The sequence below is a fragment of the Citrobacter sp. Cpo045 genome (assembly GCF_030332875.1).
Taxonomy (GTDB): Bacteria; Pseudomonadota; Gammaproteobacteria; order Enterobacterales; family Enterobacteriaceae; genus Citrobacter; species Citrobacter portucalensis.
Genome location: NZ_JAOWGZ010000070.1, coordinates 47,042 through 68,569, shown reverse-complemented (window position 1 = coordinate 68,569; position 21,528 = coordinate 47,042). Strand labels below are relative to the sequence as shown.

The following is a 21,528-nucleotide window of genomic DNA, read 5'->3' as shown; positions in this document are numbered from 1 at the left end:
CGCTACTGTAAAAGACACGATACCCGCCGGTCATTGTACCGGCGGTTTTTCTTTTAGCCTGCGCCAGAACGTGGTTCTGCTAATTCCGAGATACCGCGCGGCGGCAGTTTTGTCACCATCAAATTGTGCCAACACCTGTTGCGGCGTCAGCAATGACGATGCTTGCGGTGAGTCTGCAACAATGGCCAGTTCCGGTAACAGCTGTTGTAAAAAATCCACATTCAGCTCTGGCTGCGGCTCGACGCTTAAAAACAGTGCCAGGCGCTCCATCATATTACGCAGTTCGCGGATATTCCCCGGCCAGCCATAATTCAGCAACGTCGGCTGACTTAACCCCAGCCCCTTGCGAACAGACTCAGAAAACGGCACGTCCAGTTCCGCCAGCGACTGTTTTAAAAAGCCTTCCGCTAATGGCAGGATATCGGGCAACCGCTCGCGCAGCGGCGGCAGCTTGAGGCGTAAAATGCTCAGGCGATAAAACAGATCGGTACGAAATTCCCCCAGTTTCATCTCCTGCTCCAGATTACAGTGTGTGGCGCTAATTACCCGGACATCGACCGGAATCGGCTGATGTCCACCGACCCGGGTAACCTCTTTTTCTTCCAGCACACGCAGCAGTCGGGTTTGTAACGGCAGCGGCATCTCGCCTATCTCGTCAAGAAACAGGGTTCCGCCGTGAGCGATTTCAAACAGGCCCGCGCGTCCCCCTCGGCGAGAGCCGGTAAAGGCGCCATCCTCATAGCCGAACAGCTCCGCTTCCAGCAATGACTCGGTGATTGCCCCGCAGTTGACGGCAACAAACGGCGGTGAGGGTTTACCGCGCCGATTCTCCTGACGGGTGAAAAACTCACGGTGAATGGCCTGTGCGGCCAGCTCTTTACCCGTTCCTGTTTCGCCCTGAATGAGGACCGGCGCACGCGAACGGGCGTACAGCATAATGGTGTGCCGTACCTGTTCCATCTGCGCAGAGTGACCGCGCATATCTCCGAGCGCGTAGCGAGTGCGCAACGTATCGCCAGAGGCGTACTGACCGTTTCTGCGTAATGTCAGGCGGGTCATATCCAACGCATCGACAAAGGCCTGGCGCACGGTGGCCGCCGAATAGATAAAGATGCCGGTCATGCCTGCTTCTTCTGCCAGATCGGTAATCAACCCCGCACCAACTACCGCTTGTGTACCGCCAGCCTTCAGCTCGTTGATTTGCCCACGAGCATCTTCCTCGGTGATATAGCTACGCTGTTCAAGCTGCAAATTGAAAGTTTTTTGAAACGCGAGAAGCGCCGGGAGGGGTTCCTGATAGGTAATGATGCCAATTGACGAGGTGAGTTTTCCCGCTTTTGCCAGTGCCTGTAGCACGTCGAATCCGCTGGGTTTAATCAGGATCACCGGAATAGACAAACGGCTTTTCAGATATGCGCCGTTGGAGCCTGCCGCAATGATGGCATCGCAACGCTCGGTGGCCAGCTTCTTACGGATATAGGCCACCGCTTTTTCGAAACCAAGCTGAATGGGGGTGATGGTCGCCAGATGGTCGAACTCCAGACTGATGTCGCGAAACAGTTCAAACAGGCGGGTGACCGAGACTGTCCAGATAACCGGTTTATCGTCGTTCACTCGCGGCGGTAGATGCGTATCTGCCATAACTAACCCTAAAAATTAAGGAACCGAGTAGTAGGGTTTAGTTGTGTTTCATAAATGTTGCAATGAAACGTGAAGGAACGTTTCATGAAACGATAGCTGACACGCTTTTGTGCAACAAAAATAGAAGCATTGGATTTAATCTGTTGTTTTAAAAGGTAAAAAATTAAATCGAAGAGAAAATAAGCTCCCTGGCATACCCCTTGCTTTAGAAACATCAACGAACGATAACAAGTTGATAACAAGAGGACGGGATATGTCTCTACACTCCCCAGGGCTGGCGTTTCGCGCTGCGCTCACTAAAGAAAACCCATTACAAATCGTTGGCACCATCAACGCCAACCACGCTCTGCTGGCTCAACGTGCCGGGTATCAAGCGATTTATCTCTCCGGCGGCGGTGTCGCTGCGGGGTCGCTGGGTCTGCCGGATCTCGGCATTTCTACCCTTGATGATGTGCTGACTGATATTCGTCGCATTACGGATGTTTGCCCGCTGCCGTTACTGGTGGATGCGGATATTGGTTTTGGATCGTCTGCATTCAACGTGGCGCGTACCGTCAAGTCGATTTCCAAAGCGGGTGCTGCTGCGCTGCATATTGAAGATCAGATCGGCGCCAAGCGCTGCGGTCATCGCCCGAACAAGGCGATCGTCTCGAAAGAAGAGATGGTCGACAGGATCCGCGCAGCCGTTGATGCGCGCACCGATCCCAACTTTGTGATTATGGCGCGAACCGATGCACTGGCGGTGGAAGGGTTAGAGGCTGCCATCGATCGTGCCCAGGCGTATGTCGAAGCGGGCGCTGACATGCTGTTCCCGGAAGCCATTACCGAACTTGAGATGTACCGCCAGTTTGCCGATGCGGTACAGGTACCAATTCTCGCCAACATTACTGAGTTTGGCGCCACACCGCTGTTTACCACCGATGAACTGCGCAGCGCGAACGTTGCGATGGCGCTATACCCGCTGTCAGCTTTCCGCGCCATGAACCGCGCGGCGGAGAAGGTTTACAACGTGCTGCGTCAGGAAGGTACGCAAAAGAACGTTATCGACATTATGCAGACGCGCAACGAGCTGTACGAAAGCATCAATTACTACCAGTTCGAAGAGAAACTCGACGCGTTGTACACAAAAAAGTAACCGTCGTAGGCCGGATAAGGCCTAGCCGCCATCCGGCAATAAATTAGTACCCTACATATTACAATAATGACGAGGACAACATGAGCGACACAACGATCCTGCAAAATAGTACCCATGTCATTAAACCCAAAAAATCGGTTGCGCTGTCAGGCGTCGCTGCCGGAAATACTGCCTTATGTACCGTGGGTAAAAGCGGTAACGATCTGCACTATCGTGGCTACGATATTCTTGACCTGGCACAACAGTGCGAATTTGAAGAAGTTGCGCATCTGCTGATTCACGGGAAATTACCCACCCGCGATGAGCTCACCGCCTATAAAAGCAAATTGAAAGCGCTGCGCGGATTGCCCGCTAACGTGCGTACCGTACTGGAAGCGCTGCCTGCCGCCTCGCATCCGATGGACGTGATGCGCACTGGTGTTTCCGCGCTGGGTTGTACGCTGCCGGAAAAAGAAGGACATACCGTCTCCGGCGCACGCGATATTGCCGACAAACTGCTGGCATCGCTCAGTTCTATCCTCCTGTACTGGTATCACTACAGCCATAACGGCGAGCGTATTCAGCCGGAGACCGATGATGATTCTATTGGCGGTCACTTCCTGCATTTGCTGCATGGTGAAAAGCCATCACAAAGCTGGGAAAAGGCGATGCACATTTCGCTGGTGCTGTACGCCGAGCACGAATTTAACGCTTCCACCTTCACGGGGCGTGTGATTGCGGGAACTGGCTCTGATATGTACTCCGCGATTATCGGTGCGATTGGCGCACTGCGTGGGCCGAAACACGGCGGCGCGAATGAAGTGTCGCTGGAAATTCAGCAGCGCTACGAAACGCCGGATGAAGCCGAAGCGGATATCCGTAAACGCGTTGAAAACAAAGAAGTGGTGATTGGCTTTGGTCACCCGGTTTACACCATCGCCGACCCGCGCCATCAGGTGATCAAGCGTGTGGCGAAACAGCTTTCTCAGGAGGGCGGTTCGCTGAAAATGTACAACATTGCCGACCGTCTGGAAGAGGTGATGTGGGAAACGAAAAAGATGTTCCCTAACCTCGACTGGTTCTCGGCAGTCTCTTACAACATGATGGGCGTCCCCACTGAAATGTTCACACCGCTGTTCGTTATCGCCCGCGTCACCGGCTGGGCGGCGCACATCATCGAACAGCGCCAGGACAACAAAATTATCCGTCCTTCCGCCAACTATACCGGCCCGGAAGATCGCGAATTTGTCCCGATTGAAAAACGTTGCTAATGCAAAACCTCTAAAGATAAAAAAACAGGAAATGTACCCTATGTCTGCACATATTTCGAACGTCCGCCCTGAATTTGACCGTGAAATCGTTGATATCGTTGATTATGTCATGAACTACGAGATCACCTCGAAGGTGGCGTATGACACCGCGCATTATTGCCTGCTTGATACCCTTGGCTGTGGCCTGGAAGCGCTGGAATATCCGGCCTGTAAAAAACTGCTGGGGCCGGTTGTACCGGGTACCGTCGTCCCGAACGGTGTGCGCGTGCCTGGTACCCAGTTCCAGCTCGATCCGGTGCAGGCGGCGTTTAACATCGGTGCGATGATCCGCTGGCTGGACTTTAACGACACGTGGCTGGCCGCAGAATGGGGTCATCCTTCCGATAACCTCGGCGGTATTCTGGCGACGGCTGACTGGCTGTCGCGCAATGCGGTGGCGGTGGGTAAAGCGCCGTTAACCATGAAAAAAGTGTTAACCGGAATGATTAAAGCCCATGAAATTCAGGGCTGTATCGCGCTGGAAAACTCCTTCAACCGCGTCGGTCTGGATCACGTCCTGCTGGTAAAAGTCGCTTCCACGGCGGTGGTTGCCGAGATGCTCGGCCTTAACCGGGATGAAATTCTCAACGCCGTCTCGCTGGCGTGGGTCGACGGTCAGTCGCTGCGTACCTATCGTCATGCGCCGAATACCGGCACGCGTAAATCCTGGGCGGCTGGCGATGCCACCTCACGTGCTGTACGTCTGGCGCTGATGGCGAAAACCGGTGAAATGGGATATCCATCTGCACTGACGGCGAAAACCTGGGGCTTCTATGATGTCTCTTTCAAAGGCGAATCTTTCCGCTTCCAGCGCCCGTACGGTTCGTACGTGATGGAAAACGTGTTGTTTAAAATTTCCTTCCCGGCAGAGTTCCACTCGCAGACCGCGGTAGAAGCGGCGATGACGCTGTACGAGCAGTTACAGGCCGCAGGTAAGACCGCTGCCGATATCGAAAAAGTGACCATTCGTACGCACGAAGCCTGTATCCGCATCATCGATAAAAAAGGCCCGTTGAATAACCCGGCGGATCGTGACCACTGCATCCAGTACATGGTGGCTATCCCGCTGCTGTTCGGACGCTTAACGGCGGCAGATTACGAAGACGGCGTGGCGCAGGACAAACGCATTGATGCGCTGCGTGAAAAGATTAACTGCTTCGAAGATCCGGCCTTTACTGCCGATTACCACGACCCTGAAAAACGCGCCATCGCGAATGCCATCACGCTTGAGTTCACCGACGGCTCACGCTTTGAAGAAGTGGTAGTGGAATACCCAATCGGCCACGCGCGCCGTCGTAACGACGGTATGCCGAAGCTGGTCGAGAAGTTCAAAATTAACCTGGCGCGTCAGTTCCCGACCCGTCAGCAGCAGCGCATCCTGGATGTCTCCCTGGACAGAACTCGCCTGGAGCAGATGCCGGTCAATGAGTATATGGACCTTTATGTAATCTAAACCTGCGTGCGGCAAGGCGTAAGTTCAACAGGAGAGCATTATGTCTTATAGCGAGTTTTATCAACGTTCTATTACGCAGCCGGAGTCGTTCTGGGCCGAGCAGGCCCAGCGTATTGACTGGCAGCAGCCGTATACGCAGGTACTGGACCACAGTAATCCGCCGTTTGCCCGCTGGTTTTGCGGTGGTACGACCAATCTGTGCCACAACGCCATTGACCGCTGGCTGGAGAAACAGCCTGACGCGCTGGCGCTGATTGCTGTGTCATCAGAAACCGAAGAAGAACGCACGTTTACCTTTCGTCAGCTGTATGACGAAGTGAACGTCGCGGCGGCGATGTTGTTGTCGCTGGGCGTACAGCGTGGCGATCGGGTACTGGTTTATATGCCGATGATCGCCGAGGCGCACATTACGCTGTTGGCCTGCGCACGTATAGGGGCGATCCATTCGGTGGTGTTCGGTGGTTTCGCCTCGCACAGCGTAGCGGCGCGTATCGACGACGCCCGACCGGTGGTTATCGTGTCGGCGGATGCCGGGGCGCGCGGCGGTAAAGTCCTGCCGTATAAAAAGCTGCTCGATGATGCAATCGATCAGGCGCAGCATCAGCCGCGTCATGTGGTATTAGTCGATCGCGGTCTGGCGAAAATGGCGCGGGTAGAGGGGCGAGACCTCGACTTTGCCACGCTGCGCCAGCAGCATCTCGGCGCGCGGGTACCGGTTGCCTGGCTGGAGTCGAACGAAACGTCCTGCATTCTCTACACCTCCGGGACAACCGGTAAACCGAAAGGCGTCCAGCGCGACGTTGGCGGCTACGCGGTCGCGCTGGCGACCTCGATGGACACTATTTTCGGCGGCAAGGCAGGCGGCGTGTTCTTCTGCGCGTCGGATATCGGCTGGGTAGTTGGGCATTCGTATATCGTGTATGCCCCACTACTGGCGGGGATGGCGACAGTGGTTTACGAAGGGTTGCCAACGTATCCAGACTGTGGCGTATGGTGGAAAATTGTTGAGAAGTATCAGGTCAGCCGGATGTTCTCCGCCCCAACCGCCATCCGCGTGCTGAAGAAATTCCCGACCGCGCAAATCCGCAATCACGATCTCTCCTCGTTGGAGGTGCTGTATCTGGCGGGTGAGCCGCTGGATGAACCGACCGCCAGTTGGGTAACGGAAACGCTGGGCGTCCCGGTTATCGACAACTACTGGCAGACTGAATCCGGTTGGCCGATTATGGCGATCGCTCGCGGGCTGGACGACCGCCCGTCGCGGCTGGGTAGCCCAGGCGTGCCGATGTACGGATATAACGTGCAGTTGCTCAATGAGGTGACCGGTGAGCCCTGCGAAGCGAATGAAAAGGGCATGCTGGTGATTGAAGGGCCGCTGCCGCCGGGCTGTATCCAGACTATCTGGGGTGATGACGCGCGGTTTGTGAATACCTACTGGTCGCTGTTTTCTCGTCAGGTGTACGCCACCTTTGACTGGGGTATTCGCGATGCGGACGGCTATTACTTCATCCTTGGTCGTACGGATGATGTCATCAACGTGGCCGGGCATCGGTTGGGGACGCGTGAGATAGAGGAGAGTATTTCCAGCTATCCGAACGTTGCCGAAGTGGCTGTGGTCGGCGTGAAGGACGCACTGAAGGGGCAGGTAGCGGTCGCGTTTGTCATTCCGAAACAGAGCGACAGCCTTGAAGATCGCGACATCGCACATTCGGAAGAGAAGGCGATTATGGCGCTGGTGGACAGTCAGATTGGTAATTTTGGCCGTCCGGCGCACGTCTGGTTTGTGTCGCAGTTGCCGAAAACGCGCTCTGGCAAAATGCTTAGACGGACGATCCAGGCGATCTGTGAAGGCCGCGATCCTGGCGATCTAACGACCATTGACGATCCCGCGTCGTTGCAGCAAATCCGTCAGGCGATCGAAGAGTAACTCCATGCCGGATAGACCGCATAAGTGGTCTATCCGGCATGACTGCTTAAATTGACGGCTCTACTTTATAATTTTGATAATAGAACTCTCTATCTCGCTCATTAATGGTTCTGAGAACCCGACAGGGAACTCCCACCGCCACGACATCTGCCGGAATGTCTTTTGTGACTATGCTCCCTGCGCCGATAACAGAATTATCGCCAATCGTTATGCCAGGATTGATCACCACATTACTGCCAATCCATACGTTATTGCCGATGGTGACTGGAAAGGAAAACATCTCTCCGGATTTTCTTAATTCATGATGAACAGGATGACCCGTTACTGAGATCGTGACGTTTGGTGCAATTAAAACGTTATCGCCAATGGTGACCGTGTAATCATCCACAATGGTAAAGTTAAAATTGGCGTAAAAGTTTTTGCCAATGTGAATATTGCTCCCATATGAGAAATAAATAGGGGGTTCAATCCACGCATGTTCACCCACGCTTCCAAACATTTCACGAATCAGTATTTCCCTCTTTTCAACCTCCGATGGACGCGTGTGGTTAAACTCATACATTAACTCTTTTCCATGCAATCTCTCTTCCGGCAGGCCCTCGCACATATCGGTATACAGTTTGCCTGCTTTTATTCTGTCTCTCATGGACATGCTCATCGAAGATATTCCCTCCTTGTTATTCGTTTTCAAACTTGTTTGCTTGCTGGGGTGAAAACGCGGGAAAAGGGCCCCGGACCGCTAAGGGTAAATACGGAAATCAGCGTGAAGCTCAGCGCAATAATCCCCAGCACCAGATAAGCTCCCTGGAAACCAATACTCTCATACATTTTCCCGGCCAGAACTGACATGAAAATCATGGCTAACTGTTTGAAGAAACAGAAACACACCAGATAAATCGTGGCCGAGAAACGTACTTCGAACTGGCTGGTGATGTATTTGAAGCAGCCGACGATCAGGAACGGTATCTCAAACATATGCAGCGTTTTGAGAATAACGACCTCCAGTGCAGTGGTGGCGAATGACGAGCCAATAATCCTTACCGACATAATCGTACCGGCCAGCAGCAGGGCGTTCTTTCCGCCAATGCGGTTCACAATCAGCGGTGCAAAGAACATGATAGAGGCGTTGAGTAATTCTCCCATCGTCGTGACGTAGCCAAACACGCGGGTACCCTGTTCGCCGGTGGCAAAGAATGAGGTAAAGAAGTTGGCGAACTGCTGGTCAAACACATCGTAAGTACAGGAAACGCCGACCACATACAGGGAGAGGAACCAAAGTTTCGGTTGTTTAAATAACTCCAGCGCCAGCTTCAGGCTGAATGCCGAGTTATTGGCGCCTACCGCATCCGCGACTTTTGCAGAAGAGGGGGCATCTGTTTTTGAAAATAACAGCAGCAATGCCAGAATGACCGCACAGCCAGAGCCTAACCAGAAGACGAATTGGTTATTGATGGTGAACATAATTCCGGCAATCGAGGCGCACAGCGCCCAGCCCACGCAGCCAAACATGCGCGCGCGACCAAATTCAAAGTTGCTTCTGCGGCTGGCTTTTTCAATATAGGCTTCAATCGCTGGGGCACCGGCATTGTAAATAAAGCCAAGGTAAATCCCGCCGACAATTGAACCCAATAAAATATTAACCTGCAATAATGGGCCAAATACGTAAATAAAGAACGGGGCAAACATTACCAGCATGCCGGTAATTACCCATAGCAGATGTTTACGCAGGCCAAGCTTATCGGACAGTAGTCCGAAAATTGGCTGGAATAACAAAGAAAACAGTGAGATGCAGGCGAAGATGATGCCGGTATCGCCTTTGCTGATATGGTTTACATCGTGTAACCAGATAGGGAAGAAGGGGAAATACGCACCCATAATAAAAAAGTAAAAGAAGAAGAAAAAGCCAAACATCCAAAAGTTAGTGTTTTTTAAATAATACATAACAGACTTCCTATAAATGCGGGCAGGTATCAACCTGCCCTGCTTATATTATTTTTTTTGGCCCCAGACGAACTGGAAGTGGTAGCGTCCGGCGCTCAGCTGGAATTCCGGCGACACGGAAGGACTCCACGAATCATCGCCGCCGACGCCCATATGGAAGCCATCAATATTGAGCCAGGTGCCCGCCTCAGGTTGCAGCAGATGGCGGTGGCTGGTTTCCATCAGTTGCTGCTGGCTAAAGCGGCTGATGTTGAACAGGAAGTCTCCGCGCCACTGGTGCGCACCGTAGTACAGTTCGCGCGTACCGCAGCGCAGACCGTTTTCGCTCGGGAAAACATACGGGGTGTACATCTCATCAAGCGACAGATCCCAGCGATCGAAACAGGCGGCGCCCAGACGGTCCGGGTAGTTCTCATGCGGGCCGAGACCTAACCAGTTCACTCGCTCCGCAACCTGCGCCAGCTGGCAGCTCAGGCCGATGCGGGCCGGATGCGGCGTACCGCTGGCAACGTCGACATCCACCGTTACCTGCATTTCACCATTGCCGTCAATACGGTAGCTTTTTCGGCTGATGAACAGCGTTTCACCCTGATACTGCCACGCATGTTCGGTGGTGATCAGTACCGCACTGCTCAGCGTATCGGCAGTACAGTACAGTAACGTTGCTTCAGCCTGATAGTGACCGGCGGCCTTCCAGCGTTCAACCCAGGCATTAGGATCGATGCGGGTTGACTCGCTCACGCCGATGTCGTTGTCCAGCGGCGCGCGGGTGAACTGGTCAGTAAGCGGGCTTACCAACTGGGCTTCATCGCTAATCCAGTATTGTGTTAGCAGGCCGGACTGACGATCGAATTGCCAGCGTGTGTTTTTGGCCAGCACGGTAAAATTGCTCTCACTAACATCCAGCTGTGGTGCGCTGCTGCCGTGTGATGGACGTACCAGGCTGAGCTTCTCTTCCTGCTTCCACTGTTGCCAGGCGCTGATATGCCCGGCTTCTGACCATGCGGTTGCCTGAGGCTGCTCTACGCGCACCGTCAACCACAGTTCGCCTGCGGTGTCCGGCATCGGAACGTTCGGCAGGGTAATCACCTGGCGGCCCTGTGGGGCGATATCCAGAACGATTTCTCCGGCGGCCAGCGGGTTGCCGTCCAGGGCAATCGACCAGTGCAGAACTTCGTTATCGCTGCGGCGGAACAGATATTCGCTGGTCACTTCAATCTGGCGTTCAGCGCCCGGCAGTAAAGTGAACTGGAAAAACTGCTGTTCATGTTTGGCCTCATATAACGCCGGATGCGGAGTGCGATCGGCGAACACCAGCCCGTTCATGCAAAACTGACGATCGTTAGGCGTGTCGCCAAAATCGCCACCGTAGGCTGACCATGCTTTGCCGTTCTCATCATATTTGGTCAGCGACTGATCCACCCAGTCCCAGACAAATCCGCCCTGCAGGCGCGGATACTGACGGAACGCTTGCCAGTATTTGGCGAAGCCGCCAAAGCTGTTGCCCATAGCGTGGGCGTATTCACAAAGGATCAGCGGACGCTGTTCGCCGGGCATCGACAGCCACTTTTTAATCGACCATTTGGGTACTGCGGGGAAGGGCTGATCCTGATCGACGCGGGCGTACATCGGGCAAATAATGTCGGTGGCGGCAGTATCAGCTCCACCGCCCTCGTACTGCACCGGACGTGACGGGTCTTCTGATTTTATCCAGCGGTAGAGCGCGTCGTGATTGACGCCATGGCCGGATTCATTGCCCAGTGACCAGATAATAATGCTCGGGTGGTTGCGATCGCGCTGCACCATGCGCGTGACGCGCTGGCTCATGGCAGGCAACCATGCGGGATCGTCGGTGAGGCGATTCATCGGCACCATGCCGTGGGTTTCAATGTTGGCTTCGTCGACCACATACAGGCCGTAACGATCGCACAGGGTGTACCACAACGGATGGTTCGGGTAATGGGAACAGCGCACGGCGTTGAAGTTATTCTGCTTCATCAGGATGATGTCCTGCACCATCGTCGCCTCATCCATCACCTGGCCGTTGACCGGATGGTGCTCATGGCGGTTGGTACCGCGAATCAACAGCGGCTTGCCGTTTAACAGCAACAGGCCGTTTTCGATACAAACCTGACGAAAACCAACGTCATAGGCTTCCGCTTCAATCAGTACTCCGCCTGCGGTGTGTAACTGCACAACGGCGCGGTACAGATTGGGCGTTTCGGCACTCCACAGCGCCGGTTTTTCGACGTTCAGACGCAGAGTCACCCGGTCATGATAAGCGCCGCGTTCATCAATGATCTCGCTGCCGAGCGGTGAGGTCGTTTCGTGGGTGAGCGTTTCACCTTCCCACAATTGCAGGGTGACGCGTAAATCTTCGCTCTCGTTGCCACCCACTCTGACTTCCGCTTCCAGCGTGGCGCGGCTGAAGTCGTCATTAAAACGGGTATTAATGCGCAGGTCGCGGATTTGCGTAGTGGGCTTATGCAGCAGGGAGACATCGCGAAAAATGCCGCTCATGCGCCACATGTCCTGGTCTTCCAGATAGCTGCCGTCGCTCCAGCGCAGCACCATCACAGCCAGACGGTTTTCGCCGCGCAGCAGATAATCGCTAAGATCAAACTCAGACGGCAGACGGCTATCCTGACCGTAGCCGACCCAGCGACCGTTGCACCACAGATGAAACGCGGAGTTCACGCCGTCAAAAATAATGCGCGTCTGGCCTTCCTCTAACCACGCATCTTCAACATTAAATGTGAGCGAGTAACATCCTGTCGGGTTCTGTGCCGGAACGTACGGAGGATTCACCGGGATTGGGTAGGTGACGTTGGTATAAATTGGCGCATCATAACCGGCCATCTGCCAGTTAGAGGGGACGTTGATGATGTCTGCCTGTGGCAGATCGCTTGTCAGCCAGCTTTCTGGGACAGCCTCCGGCGCGGTAAACCAGGCAAATTGCCACTGGCCATTCAGCGAGCATAACTGACTCGAACGCTGATTGGTACGTGCATCATCCGCTGAGCGCCAGCTACAGAACGGCGGATGTGCTTCCAGCCGGTTGAGCTGCGTGACGCCGGGATTCTCCCAGTCGCGGCGGGCCAGAACAGCGGAGAGTGAATCTGTGTTCAGGTTCATAACGGTATCCTGTTTGAATTTGTTACTCGCTCACAATTTCAATCAAAATACGAACAAGCGCTCCTTGCTGTAAAGGATGGGGCGTTCAATAAGTGAACTGACTCACACAATTGTTATGCGTTCACAATTTGGGTGTGAGCTGAGAAACTTGCCGTGCCAGCTGGATCAGTGAATCAGCCAGCGCCTGGGGAGTGGTGGTTTGCGTATCGGGAGGCAGAACCGTTTTGCGCTTGACCAGGGTGACGGGAAGCAGTTGGTTACCCACGCTGGAGCCGCCACGGGGGAGTTGCAATAGCCTGTCGACGCTGGTTTCACCCAGCAACGGAAAATCCTGCCTGATGGTGGTCAGCGGTGGGATGTAACAGGCGCTGTCTTCGGTGTCATCGTAGCCAATTACCGATATATCCACTGCAACCCGCAGACCGAACTCGCTAATTGCCCGCATCGCGCCCAGCGCCATTTGATCGTTAGCGACCAGCATGGCGGTAGGGAGGTTACCGTTATTCAGCATGTGCATCGTTTGCTGAAAACCAGACATCGCGCTCCAGTCGCCTTCCAGCTCCACAACGGGTTGTAGCTGGTAATGTGCCAGATACTTGTGCCAGCCCGCATGCCGAAGCCTTGCCGAAACGGAAGTGTGCGGCCCGCTCAGCAGGGCGATCCGTTGATGTCCGTGCTGCACCAGATGTTCAACGCCAAGGCGCGCGCCGTCGTCATGAGAGAAAATCACGCTGTTAATTGGCGTCAAGTCAGAGACATCGAGAAACAGCACCGGCACTGTACCGCAGGCAGCTGCCACGGCAATGGCATCTTCTTCATCCAGCGGATAGTTGATGATAAGCCCGGTTACGCGTTGAGAAAGCAGATTGTGGACCGCGGCTTTACAGGACTCAACGCCGCTGCGCTCGACCATGGCGATCACCACGCTGGCACCTGACTGGTCGGCGCGGGATTTTATGGCAGCAACGATTTGTGAGGGGGCATGCAGGGCAAGGTTTGCCGTCACAACGCCAATCAGTGGCGTCTGTTTGCCAGCCAGCTGCTGTGCAACGCGGTTAGGAATGTAATTGAGTTCCGCCATCGCGGCCTCAACTTTCTGTCGGGTTTTTGCGGAAACGTGGCTGGCCTGGTTCACGACGCGAGAGACGGTCTGGTAAGAGACACCTGCATGGTCTGCCACATCGTATAGCGTTACCGGTTTCACGTTTATCACCCCTGTAATGACGTTATCTGTGCGCTATGATGCCACAGCGGGACGGTTTTGGGGTATTTGCGCATGGGTTCTGCGAGGCGCATTCCAGGGTTTGAGGATAGCGTGATGAAGGATTTATCGCCGTTATACCTAACAGAAGAAAAAAGTGAGGATATTTTGAGCAATTCTGCGGCAAAAAATATTCTGTCCATCTACCGACGCCATGCGGATGCTTTTGCCAGCCAGCGCTCGCGCACCTTGTTCGAGAAAAGCTGGCTCGATAAATTTATTTCCGTGATGGGCGGGCAGGGCAGCATTGTGGATATTGGCTGCGGCAACGGTCAGCCGATCGCCGGTTATTTTATCCAGCAAGGTTTTCAGCTTACCGGCGTTGATGGTTCCTCGGCGATGCTGGCGCGGGCCCGAAACACTTATCCTGCACAGCGCTGGCTGGAACAGGATATGCGCGAGTTGGCACTCAATGAGACTTTCGATGGACTGATCGCTTGGGACAGCTTTTTCCATTTAACTCAGCAGGACCAGCAAAAGATGTTCCCGATTTTTGACCGCCTCAGCCATCCCGGTAGCGCGCTGATGTTTACCAGCGGTACGGACAACGGCATCGCGATGGGGCAATTTGAAGGTGAGCCGCTGTTTCACGCCAGCCTCGCGCCGGATGAATACCGCGCACTGCTGTCAGCACACGGTTTTGCGGTGGTCGAGATGGTGATGGAAGATCCGCACTGCACCGGGCACACCATCTGGCTGGCGCAAAAAAGAGGCTAATCGCCGCGAAAGGTTTTACGCCATTCAGCCGGGCTAACGCCAAAGTGGGATTTAAAATGCTGGCGCCAGGTGACGGGCGACTGAAAACCAACCTGTTCTGCGATGCGTTCAACGGGTAACTGGCTGGACTCCAGCAACGTCTGGCTACGGCGCAGGCGCTCGGCAATCAACCATTCGGCCACGCTTGACCCTGTGGCCTTCATAAAATGACGGGTGAGGGTGCGACGGCTCATCATCACCCGTTGCGCCAGCTCGTCAAGATTATGTGATTCATGGAGATGCTGGCGCAAATAGTCGAGCAAGACGTTGATGCGCTGATCTTTGGTATTTTTCGCCACCGGTTGCTCGATAAACTGTGCCTGGCCGCCCTCGCGATGTGGCGGCACAATCATCCGTCTGGCAATCTGATTCGCCACCGTGCTGCCAAAACGCTGGCGGATGACGTACAGGCAGCAATCCAGCGCAGCGGCGGTGCCTGCCGAGGTAATAATACCGTCGTCATCCACGTACAGCGCGTTGATATCCAGATGAGCTGCCGGAAAGCGGGCCTGAAAATCCTGCTCGAACTCCCAGTGCGTAGCCGCCCGTTTGCCATCCAGCAGACCGGCGTAGCCGAGGACAAACGCACCCAGGCATAACCCAACAATCTGCGCGCCGTTTTGTCGCGCACGATTGAGCGCATCAAGCAGGCTTTGTGGTGGCCGATGTGCCGTGGTACCCCACCAGGGGATCACCACAATGTCGGCGGCCTCCACCGCTTCATAGCCGTAGGCTGCGTTAATGGAGAAGCCATCCTGCGAGGAAACGATGCCCGGCTGTTCTGCACACAGTTGCACCTCAAAACGCTTTTTCGTCGCCACTTTGTCACTAAAAATAATGCACGGCACCGAGAAGTGAAACGGGCTGAAATCTTCCACGGCAACAATGGCGACGTTAAGCGGTTGCATACGAGTCCTCTGTGGAGTTTAAAACGTCAGGGTTTCGCCATCTTCCGGCACGTTAACGAATTGCGCAATCTGGTTGTCGCAGGCGTACTCTTTCAAGGCCGCGCGGGTCAGCAGACAGTGGTTAATCGCCTCCATGTGGGTCGCCACAATTTGTGCTTCGGGCAGCGTGAAGTGGGTTTTTAGCACATCTTCCGCGCCCATGATAATTGGGCCAAACCCGATAACGTGAGCAAAGCCTGCGTTCAGAATGACCACGCCTGGCTGGAAAGTCCGCATGTTGGTTTCCACCTCGTCGCGCCAGATGGTGTCCCCGACCAGATACAGCGTTTTTTCCGCCGGATGCTGGAAGATAACTCCGCAGGCATCACCCAGACGCTCAGCCATTTGCGGGATGGCGTAAGCGCGATCCGAACCGTGCTGGCCGCCGGTTTTACGCAGGGTGATATCACCAAGCGCAGTGTTTTGCGTCAGTACGGTCAGTTGCGTGAAACCTTGTTCCCGCAGTACCTGCGCATCGCGATCGTTTTGCACATAAATCGGTTTGTCTTTCGGTACGACACGAGCCGCGGATTCATCCCAGTGGTCTTCATGCAGATGGGTCACGATCAGCGCATCAACGTTGAGCAGGGTGTCGATATCGACAGGCAGATCAACGGTCGGGTTGCGGATCTCGGCGCGTGCCGTACCGGCAAAGCCCGGATAAGTACCTTTTGCCGCCAGCATAGGGTCGATCAGAAAGGTTTTGCCACCAAAAGTGATGTGCTGCGTAGCGTTACGGATTTGCGTGATGTTCATGGTGTTTGCTCCACGTGTTGGGTCAGTGGTGTCATCGTAGAGTGTTGTCCAGAAGATGAATGTGGGCAAATGGGCGACTAGCGATGGGATTGGGCCAACTGCGGATTACAGATGTCGATAATGTAATTAGAATTAAAGTAATTTAATATTTCCTTGGTGGCTCGTTATTTAATAAGTAGCTATTATATCGAACTGAATAAGAATGCTGTTATTTAAATACGGAAAGGTTTATTAAATGCGAAGTTGTGCCGGAAAACATTATTGATATATGTAATGCATAGTGACCAATAAAACATATCGCGAACCATGAAATAAGAATGCTATCATTCACACCAGACGCGGCAGGCAACTGCTGGCACACGCATTTACCCCGGAGCAACTGATGAACAACGACATTCCGCTAAAATATTATGATATCGCCGACGAGTACGCGACCGAGGCCGCAAAGCCGGTGAGCGACACAGAACGTGACGCGCTGGCGCACTACTTCCAGCAGCTGATCACTCGTTTGATGAACAACGAAGAGATCAGCGAAGAAGCGCAGCAGGAGATGGCTACCGTGGCAGGTGTCGACGCTCAGCGTATCGATGATATTGCGGAGTTCCTCAATCGTTGGGGTAACGAGTAGCCAAAGACATGGCCTGTGTTTTACACTGCGCGCAAATTGAGTAGGTATACTCTACAAGTAATAGGTTTAATCAGGCGGAAACAGCAATGAACGGAACAATCACAACGTGGTTTAAAGATAAAGGCTTTGGATTTATCAAAGATGAAAACGGCGACAACCGCTATTTTCATGTGATTAAGGTTGCTAATCCTGAGCTGATCAAGAAAGACGCGGCGGTGACTTTTGAGCCCACCACCAACAACAAAGGCTTGTCTGCCTACGCGGTAAAAGTCATACCAGACAGCAAGTACATCTATATTGCAGGCGAGCGTCTGAAGCTCACCTCGATCAAGTCATTCCTGGTCTACAGCGAAGAAGTCCCTGTAGAGACCCGTATCGACAAAGAAAATGCTGTGCTGTCTGTCGGCGTGCTGATGAACAGCATCCGACCGAAATCTGACGTCAAGCCTGGTGAAATGCGCACGCTGAAAAAGCTGGCCATCACTACCTTCCAGGGAACGACGCTGATCTTCTCGGAAGATGAAATTGACATCGACGCGACGGTGAAACTGCTTAAAGTCTGAAACCCTTCGGACTGAATAAAAACCGGAACGCTGCTCTTTTCAGGAGCGGGTTTCGGTTTTTTTTTGATATGTGTAATTTACGTGATTCAGGTATGTAGTGATAAAATTAGTAGGTAGCAATCCGTTTCTGAATAGGTATATATTATCCGTATTAAATAAATATGATCGCCAACTATTTGCAGATTAGTAGCACGGTTAACTAATAGTGATTCACCGGTATAACTAATGGGGTAATATAAGTGATTTCTAAAAAAATATGGAAAGCTATATCTTCTGAATATATACCATCGGCCATTTGCTTTTTTCTCCTTGCAAAAATGGATTATGAAATAATATCTATCTGGCCACAGAATGAATCGGTTGATGACAGAATTAAACTTTCTTTACTATTCATTCATTTGGTGATGATTTTAGTGATGTTTACTCCGCTAATTAATCGGTTTTTGTCACGAGTAGACAATGAGAAACTTGAAAAGTTTATAGCTCTTCCGCAGAAAGATAAAAACATCACATACATCGATTATTATGATTTTCTGAGCGGGCTTGCTTTATCAGCATTTTACTTATCTATCCTTATTTTTACAATGAAGAGTATTTACGAAGAAGCAGGATGGATAATTTCTGGTATTTATATATTTACAATGTTTGTGTCTTCTATTTCTATTGCTGCATTGTCATTGCTTAGATTTATCTGGTTATTTACAAAGTTTAATAATTATATATATTGGTTTATTGTTTTACTTGCGAGCAGTATGTGTATGGCAGTTATTGGTGCCGCGATGAAAATGGCCTCGTAAAAATGCGCTTAATATCTGGAACAGTGATGATTCCGTTTTGTAATCCGTGGGATGCATTGTTGCAAAGCTTAAAGCCTCTTTTGAAGAGGCTTTAAGCCCTCAGCGACCAGGGAAGTAAAAGACTGTCTTTCCTGGTGTTGAGCATTCTGCCAAAAACATAATTAACAGTATTCCAACTACTTTCTTCATTATCACGAGACTGCCGGATTTACCACGTCATCCATCAGTATGTAACGTGCTTCCTGGCGCGTGTATTGATCGATTAATGGTACAAGTCGCTGGAAATGCTCGCTGGCACAATGTTCATCGAGAGCCGCGTGGTTTGGCCATTCTTCGATAAAAATAAAATGCCCCGGATCTTTTTCATCAATATAGAGGTCGTAAGCAATGCAGTGCGGTTCTTTCTTCGTTGCCGCTATTAGCTCACGATACAACGGGAGAACAGTTTCAATATACTCAGGTTTGATGAAATCCTCAGCAATGACCTTTAACATGCAGCCTCCTGGCAGAAAACGAATGCACACTATGTAATGAAGATATTTTTTGGACAAGAGGTCACAGAGTTTTATCGGCCGGATAGTGAGTTATGCCAGCTATCAATCAGATGATCCGCATAACTGTGATCCATCTCACCTCCCGGCAACCAAAATCTCCTGCGATTCGACGCCGTCCTCTATTTGTTTCGCCACCTTTTGTAAGGCCGGAAGATGCTTTTCCGCGGCTTGTTCGATGGTCATGGCGCTGGCCATATACACCAAATTCAGGCAGCCGATCACCCGCTGTTCGCTGCGGATGGGGACGGCGATAGAAGCGATTTTCTCTTCCTGATCCCAACCGCGAAAGTTCTGGCCAAAACCGTCTTTTCGCGCGCGGGTCAAAATGGCATTGAGCTTCAGCGGCTCGCGCGCAAGCTGGAACTCTTCTCCCGATCGGGAGGCAAGCATTTCAATCAGTTCCTGCCGTTCATTCTCCGGGCAAAATGCCAGCCAGGTCAGGCCGGATGCGGTTTTCAGCAGTGGCAAACGACGCCCTACCATCGCCCGGTGAAACGACAGACGGCTGAAACGGTGGGTGGTTTCACGTACCACCATCGCGTCCACATCCAGCGTGGAAACGTCGGTCGGCCAGATGACCTCGCGCAGCAAATCTCCCAGCAGCGGGGCGGCGAGTGCAGAAATCCACTGCTCGTCACGAAACCCCTCGCTGAGCTGGCGGACTTTAATGGTTAAGCGAAAGCTGTCATCGGACAGGCTGCGCCGGACGTAACCCTCATCCTGCAGGGTTTCCAGCAGCCGTCTGACCGTGGTGCGATGCAGGCCGCTTAACTCAGCAAGCAAGCCAACACTGGCCCCACCATCGAGCCGGTTTAACATATTTAATAACATTAATCCGCGCGTTAATCCGCGTACGGTTTTGTACTCAGTGCTCTCGTCATTTTTCATATTCATTGACAAATCTACAGGTAAAACAACGTTGTGCACTTAGTGCACATCCTGGCATGTTTTGATTGTAGCGCAAAAACTCGCTTCTATACTGACCGCACAACAAAAAATTATTCACATATTTTTAACAAAACAAATTGCGCCTCACCAGGGTCCGCAATTGCGTTTTGTCCGAGTCGTGAGGTTCTGAAATGACAACAAAAAACCCGGATATCCAACCCGCTGTGCAGCATACCGCGCAGGTGGCGATTGCCGGTGCTGGTCCGGTAGGGCTGATGATGGCCAACTATCTTGGCCAGATGGGCATTGAGGTGTTGGTAGTGGAGAAGCTCGACACGCTGATCGACTATCCTCGCGCCATCGGCATTGACGATGAAGCGCTGCGCACTATGCAGTCTGTGGGGCTGGTCGAGAACGTTTTGCCGCACACCACACCGTGGCACGCAATGCGCTTTCTCACCCCAAAAGGCCGTTGCTTTGCTGATATCCAGCCGATGACCGACGAATTTGGCTGGTCGCGTCGTAATGCGTTTATTCAGCCGCAGGTGGACGCGGTGATGTTGGAAGGGTTGTCGCGTTTTCCCAACGTGCGCTGCCTGTTCTCCCGCGAGCTGGAGGCCTTCAGCCAACAAAACGGCGAAGTGACGCTAAATCTGAAAGCGCCAGACGGTCAACGTGAAACGGTGAAGGCTCAGTGGCTGGTGGCCTGCGACGGCGGCGGCAGCAACGTCAGACGTTCTCTGAACGTGCCGTTTGAAGGTAAAACCGCGCCGAATCAGTGGATTGTGGTGGATATCGCCAACGATCCGCTCAGCACGCCGCATGTGTATTTGTGCTGCGATCCGGTGCGCCCGTATGTCTCCGCCGCGCTGCCGCACGCGGTGCGCCGTTTTGAGTTTATGGTGATGCCGGGGGAAACCGAAGCTCAGCTCAGTGAACCGCAGAATATGCGTCAGTTGCTGAGCAAAGTGCTGCCGAACCCGGACAACGTCGAGCTGATCCGCCAGCGCGTGTATACCCATAATGCTCGTCTGGCCGAACGTTTTCGTATTGACCGCGTGCTGCTGGCGGGCGATGCGGCGCACATTATGCCGGTCTGGCAGGGGCAGGGATACAACAGCGGCATGCGCGATGCTTTCAACCTGGCGTGGAAACTGGCGCTGGTGATTAACGGTAAAGCCGACGATGCGCTGTTGGATACCTACCAGCAGGAACGCCGCGACCACGCCAAAGCGATGATCGACCTCTCCGTGACCGCTGGCAACGTACTTGCGCCGCCCAAACGCTGGCACGGCGCGGTACGCGATGGGGTTTCCTGGCTGTTGAACTATATTCCGCCGGTCAAACGCTACTTCCTTGAAATGCGGTTTAAGCCGATGCCGCAGTACCACGCCGGGGCGCTGGTGCGTGAAGGCGACGCGAAAACTTCACCGGTCGGCAAGATGTTTATCCAGCCGAAGGTGACGCTGGAATCGGGCGAAGTGACGTTGCTCGACAACGTCATCGGACCGAATTTCGCGGTGATTGGCTGGGGCTGTAACCCACTATGGGGCATGAGCGAGGCGCAGATCCAACAGTGGCAGGCGCTGGGGACGCGTTTTATCCAGGTCGTGCCGGATACGCAGATACATACCGATCAGGATAACCACGACGGCGTTACCCGCATTGGCGATACGCAAAACCGCCTGCGCACGTGGTTTGCCCAGCACAACGCCGCGCTGGTGGTAATGCGCCCGGACCGCTTCGTGGCCGCCATCGCCATTCCGCAAACCCTGGGCAGCACCCTGAATAAACTGGCGTCGGTGATGACGCTCACTCGCGCTACTGCCGACATTCCTGTTGAAAAGGTTGCCTGAT

General features: G+C 53.2%; 18 protein-coding genes. 9 read left to right on the top strand and 9 right to left on the bottom strand.

All coding sequences use genetic code 11. The annotated features are described in order from the left end of the window. Nucleotides 1-30 precede the first annotated feature (30 nt). Nucleotides 31-1,641 (bottom strand): propionate catabolism operon regulatory protein PrpR, encoded by a 1,611-nt coding sequence (gene prpR / locus OGY13_RS02145; protein ID WP_191226357.1) that lies wholly within the window; start codon nt 1,639-1,641, stop codon nt 31-33. A 253-nt stretch (nt 1,642-1,894) separates the two neighbouring features. Between prpR and prpB the strand changes: the two genes are divergently transcribed. The 4 genes from prpB (at nt 1,895) to prpE (ending at nt 7,445) form a co-directional block, all read left to right on the top strand. Then, nucleotides 1,895-2,776, top strand: a complete 882-nt coding sequence (prpB, locus tag OGY13_RS02140) for a methylisocitrate lyase (RefSeq protein WP_048226370.1) — start codon at nt 1,895-1,897, stop codon at nt 2,774-2,776. Nucleotides 2,777-2,856: 80 nt separating this feature from the next. Then, a complete protein-coding gene (prpC, locus tag OGY13_RS02135) occupies nt 2,857-4,026 on the top strand; it encodes a bifunctional 2-methylcitrate synthase/citrate synthase (protein WP_032942476.1) in 1,170 nt (389 codons plus the stop codon). A gap of 40 nt (nt 4,027-4,066) precedes the next feature. Further along, nucleotides 4,067-5,518 (top strand): bifunctional 2-methylcitrate dehydratase/aconitate hydratase, encoded by a 1,452-nt coding sequence (locus OGY13_RS02130; RefSeq protein WP_048236009.1) that lies wholly within the window; start codon nt 4,067-4,069, stop codon nt 5,516-5,518. A gap of 40 nt (nt 5,519-5,558) precedes the next feature. Further along, nucleotides 5,559-7,445: a propionate--CoA ligase gene (gene prpE, locus OGY13_RS02125; RefSeq protein ID WP_057067078.1), complete on the top strand. Its 1,887-nt coding sequence runs from the start codon at nt 5,559-5,561 to the stop codon at nt 7,443-7,445. Between the two features lie 46 nt (nt 7,446-7,491). Here prpE and lacA read toward each other — a convergent pair whose 3' ends face one another. The 4 genes from lacA to OGY13_RS02105 form a co-directional block, all read right to left on the bottom strand. Continuing rightward, nucleotides 7,492-8,103: a galactoside O-acetyltransferase gene (gene lacA, locus OGY13_RS02120; RefSeq protein ID WP_111466017.1), complete on the bottom strand. Its 612-nt coding sequence runs from the start codon at nt 8,101-8,103 to the stop codon at nt 7,492-7,494. Nucleotides 8,104-8,132: 29 nt separating this feature from the next. Beyond that, nucleotides 8,133-9,386: an MFS transporter gene (locus tag OGY13_RS02115; RefSeq protein WP_111466016.1), complete on the bottom strand. Its 1,254-nt coding sequence runs from the start codon at nt 9,384-9,386 to the stop codon at nt 8,133-8,135. A gap of 48 nt (nt 9,387-9,434) precedes the next feature. Further along, on the bottom strand, nt 9,435-12,521 hold the full coding sequence (locus OGY13_RS02110; RefSeq protein WP_213752732.1) for a beta-galactosidase: 3,087 nt from the start codon (nt 12,519-12,521) through the stop codon (nt 9,435-9,437). Between the two features lie 121 nt (nt 12,522-12,642). After that, a complete protein-coding gene (locus OGY13_RS02105; RefSeq protein ID WP_020996590.1) occupies nt 12,643-13,725 on the bottom strand; it encodes a LacI family DNA-binding transcriptional regulator in 1,083 nt (360 codons plus the stop codon). Nucleotides 13,726-13,839: 114 nt separating this feature from the next. Between OGY13_RS02105 and OGY13_RS02100 the strand changes: the two genes are divergently transcribed. Beyond that, complete coding sequence (locus OGY13_RS02100; protein ID WP_502873533.1) at nt 13,840-14,499, top strand: class I SAM-dependent DNA methyltransferase; 660 nt, start codon at nt 13,840-13,842, stop codon at nt 14,497-14,499. Here the strand turns inward: OGY13_RS02100 and OGY13_RS02095 are convergent. Further along, entirely contained in the window at nt 14,496-15,446 is a 951-nt protein-coding gene (locus OGY13_RS02095) for a GlxA family transcriptional regulator (RefSeq protein ID WP_118262414.1), read from the bottom strand. The genes OGY13_RS02100 and OGY13_RS02095 overlap by 4 nt on opposite strands. 18 nt (nt 15,447-15,464) lie before the next feature. Next, entirely contained in the window at nt 15,465-16,241 is a 777-nt protein-coding gene (locus OGY13_RS02090; RefSeq protein WP_032942484.1) for an MBL fold metallo-hydrolase, read from the bottom strand. Between the two features lie 382 nt (nt 16,242-16,623). On the opposite strand from OGY13_RS02090, the gene OGY13_RS02085 reads away from it, so the two are divergent. The 3 genes from OGY13_RS02085 to OGY13_RS02075 all read left to right on the top strand — a co-directional run bounded on the left by OGY13_RS02085 (nt 16,624) and on the right by OGY13_RS02075 (nt 18,229). Next, on the top strand, nt 16,624-16,869 hold the full coding sequence (locus OGY13_RS02085) for a YmjA family protein (protein ID WP_003021350.1): 246 nt from the start codon (nt 16,624-16,626) through the stop codon (nt 16,867-16,869). A gap of 86 nt (nt 16,870-16,955) precedes the next feature. After that, complete coding sequence (locus OGY13_RS02080; protein WP_003830914.1) at nt 16,956-17,432, top strand: cold-shock protein; 477 nt, start codon at nt 16,956-16,958, stop codon at nt 17,430-17,432. Between the two features lie 239 nt (nt 17,433-17,671). Next, nucleotides 17,672-18,229 carry a hypothetical protein gene (locus tag OGY13_RS02075; RefSeq protein WP_250153150.1) on the top strand — a complete coding sequence of 186 codons (558 nt, stop codon included), beginning with the start codon at nt 17,672-17,674 and terminating at the stop codon, nt 18,227-18,229. Between the two features lie 191 nt (nt 18,230-18,420). On the opposite strand, the gene OGY13_RS02070 is transcribed toward OGY13_RS02075, so the two are convergent. After that, nucleotides 18,421-18,723, bottom strand: a complete 303-nt coding sequence (locus tag OGY13_RS02070; RefSeq protein WP_008783873.1) for a putative quinol monooxygenase — start codon at nt 18,721-18,723, stop codon at nt 18,421-18,423. 135 nt (nt 18,724-18,858) lie between these two features. Then, nucleotides 18,859-19,671 (bottom strand): DNA-binding transcriptional regulator, encoded by an 813-nt coding sequence (locus OGY13_RS02065; RefSeq protein ID WP_048226474.1) that lies wholly within the window; start codon nt 19,669-19,671, stop codon nt 18,859-18,861. A gap of 191 nt (nt 19,672-19,862) precedes the next feature. Here OGY13_RS02065 and OGY13_RS02060 point away from each other — a divergent pair, with 191 nt between their 5' ends. Beyond that, nucleotides 19,863-21,527 carry a bifunctional 3-(3-hydroxy-phenyl)propionate/3-hydroxycinnamic acid hydroxylase gene (locus OGY13_RS02060; protein WP_213752734.1) on the top strand — a complete coding sequence of 555 codons (1,665 nt, stop codon included), beginning with the start codon at nt 19,863-19,865 and terminating at the stop codon, nt 21,525-21,527. Nucleotide 21,528: the final 1 nt, after the last annotated feature.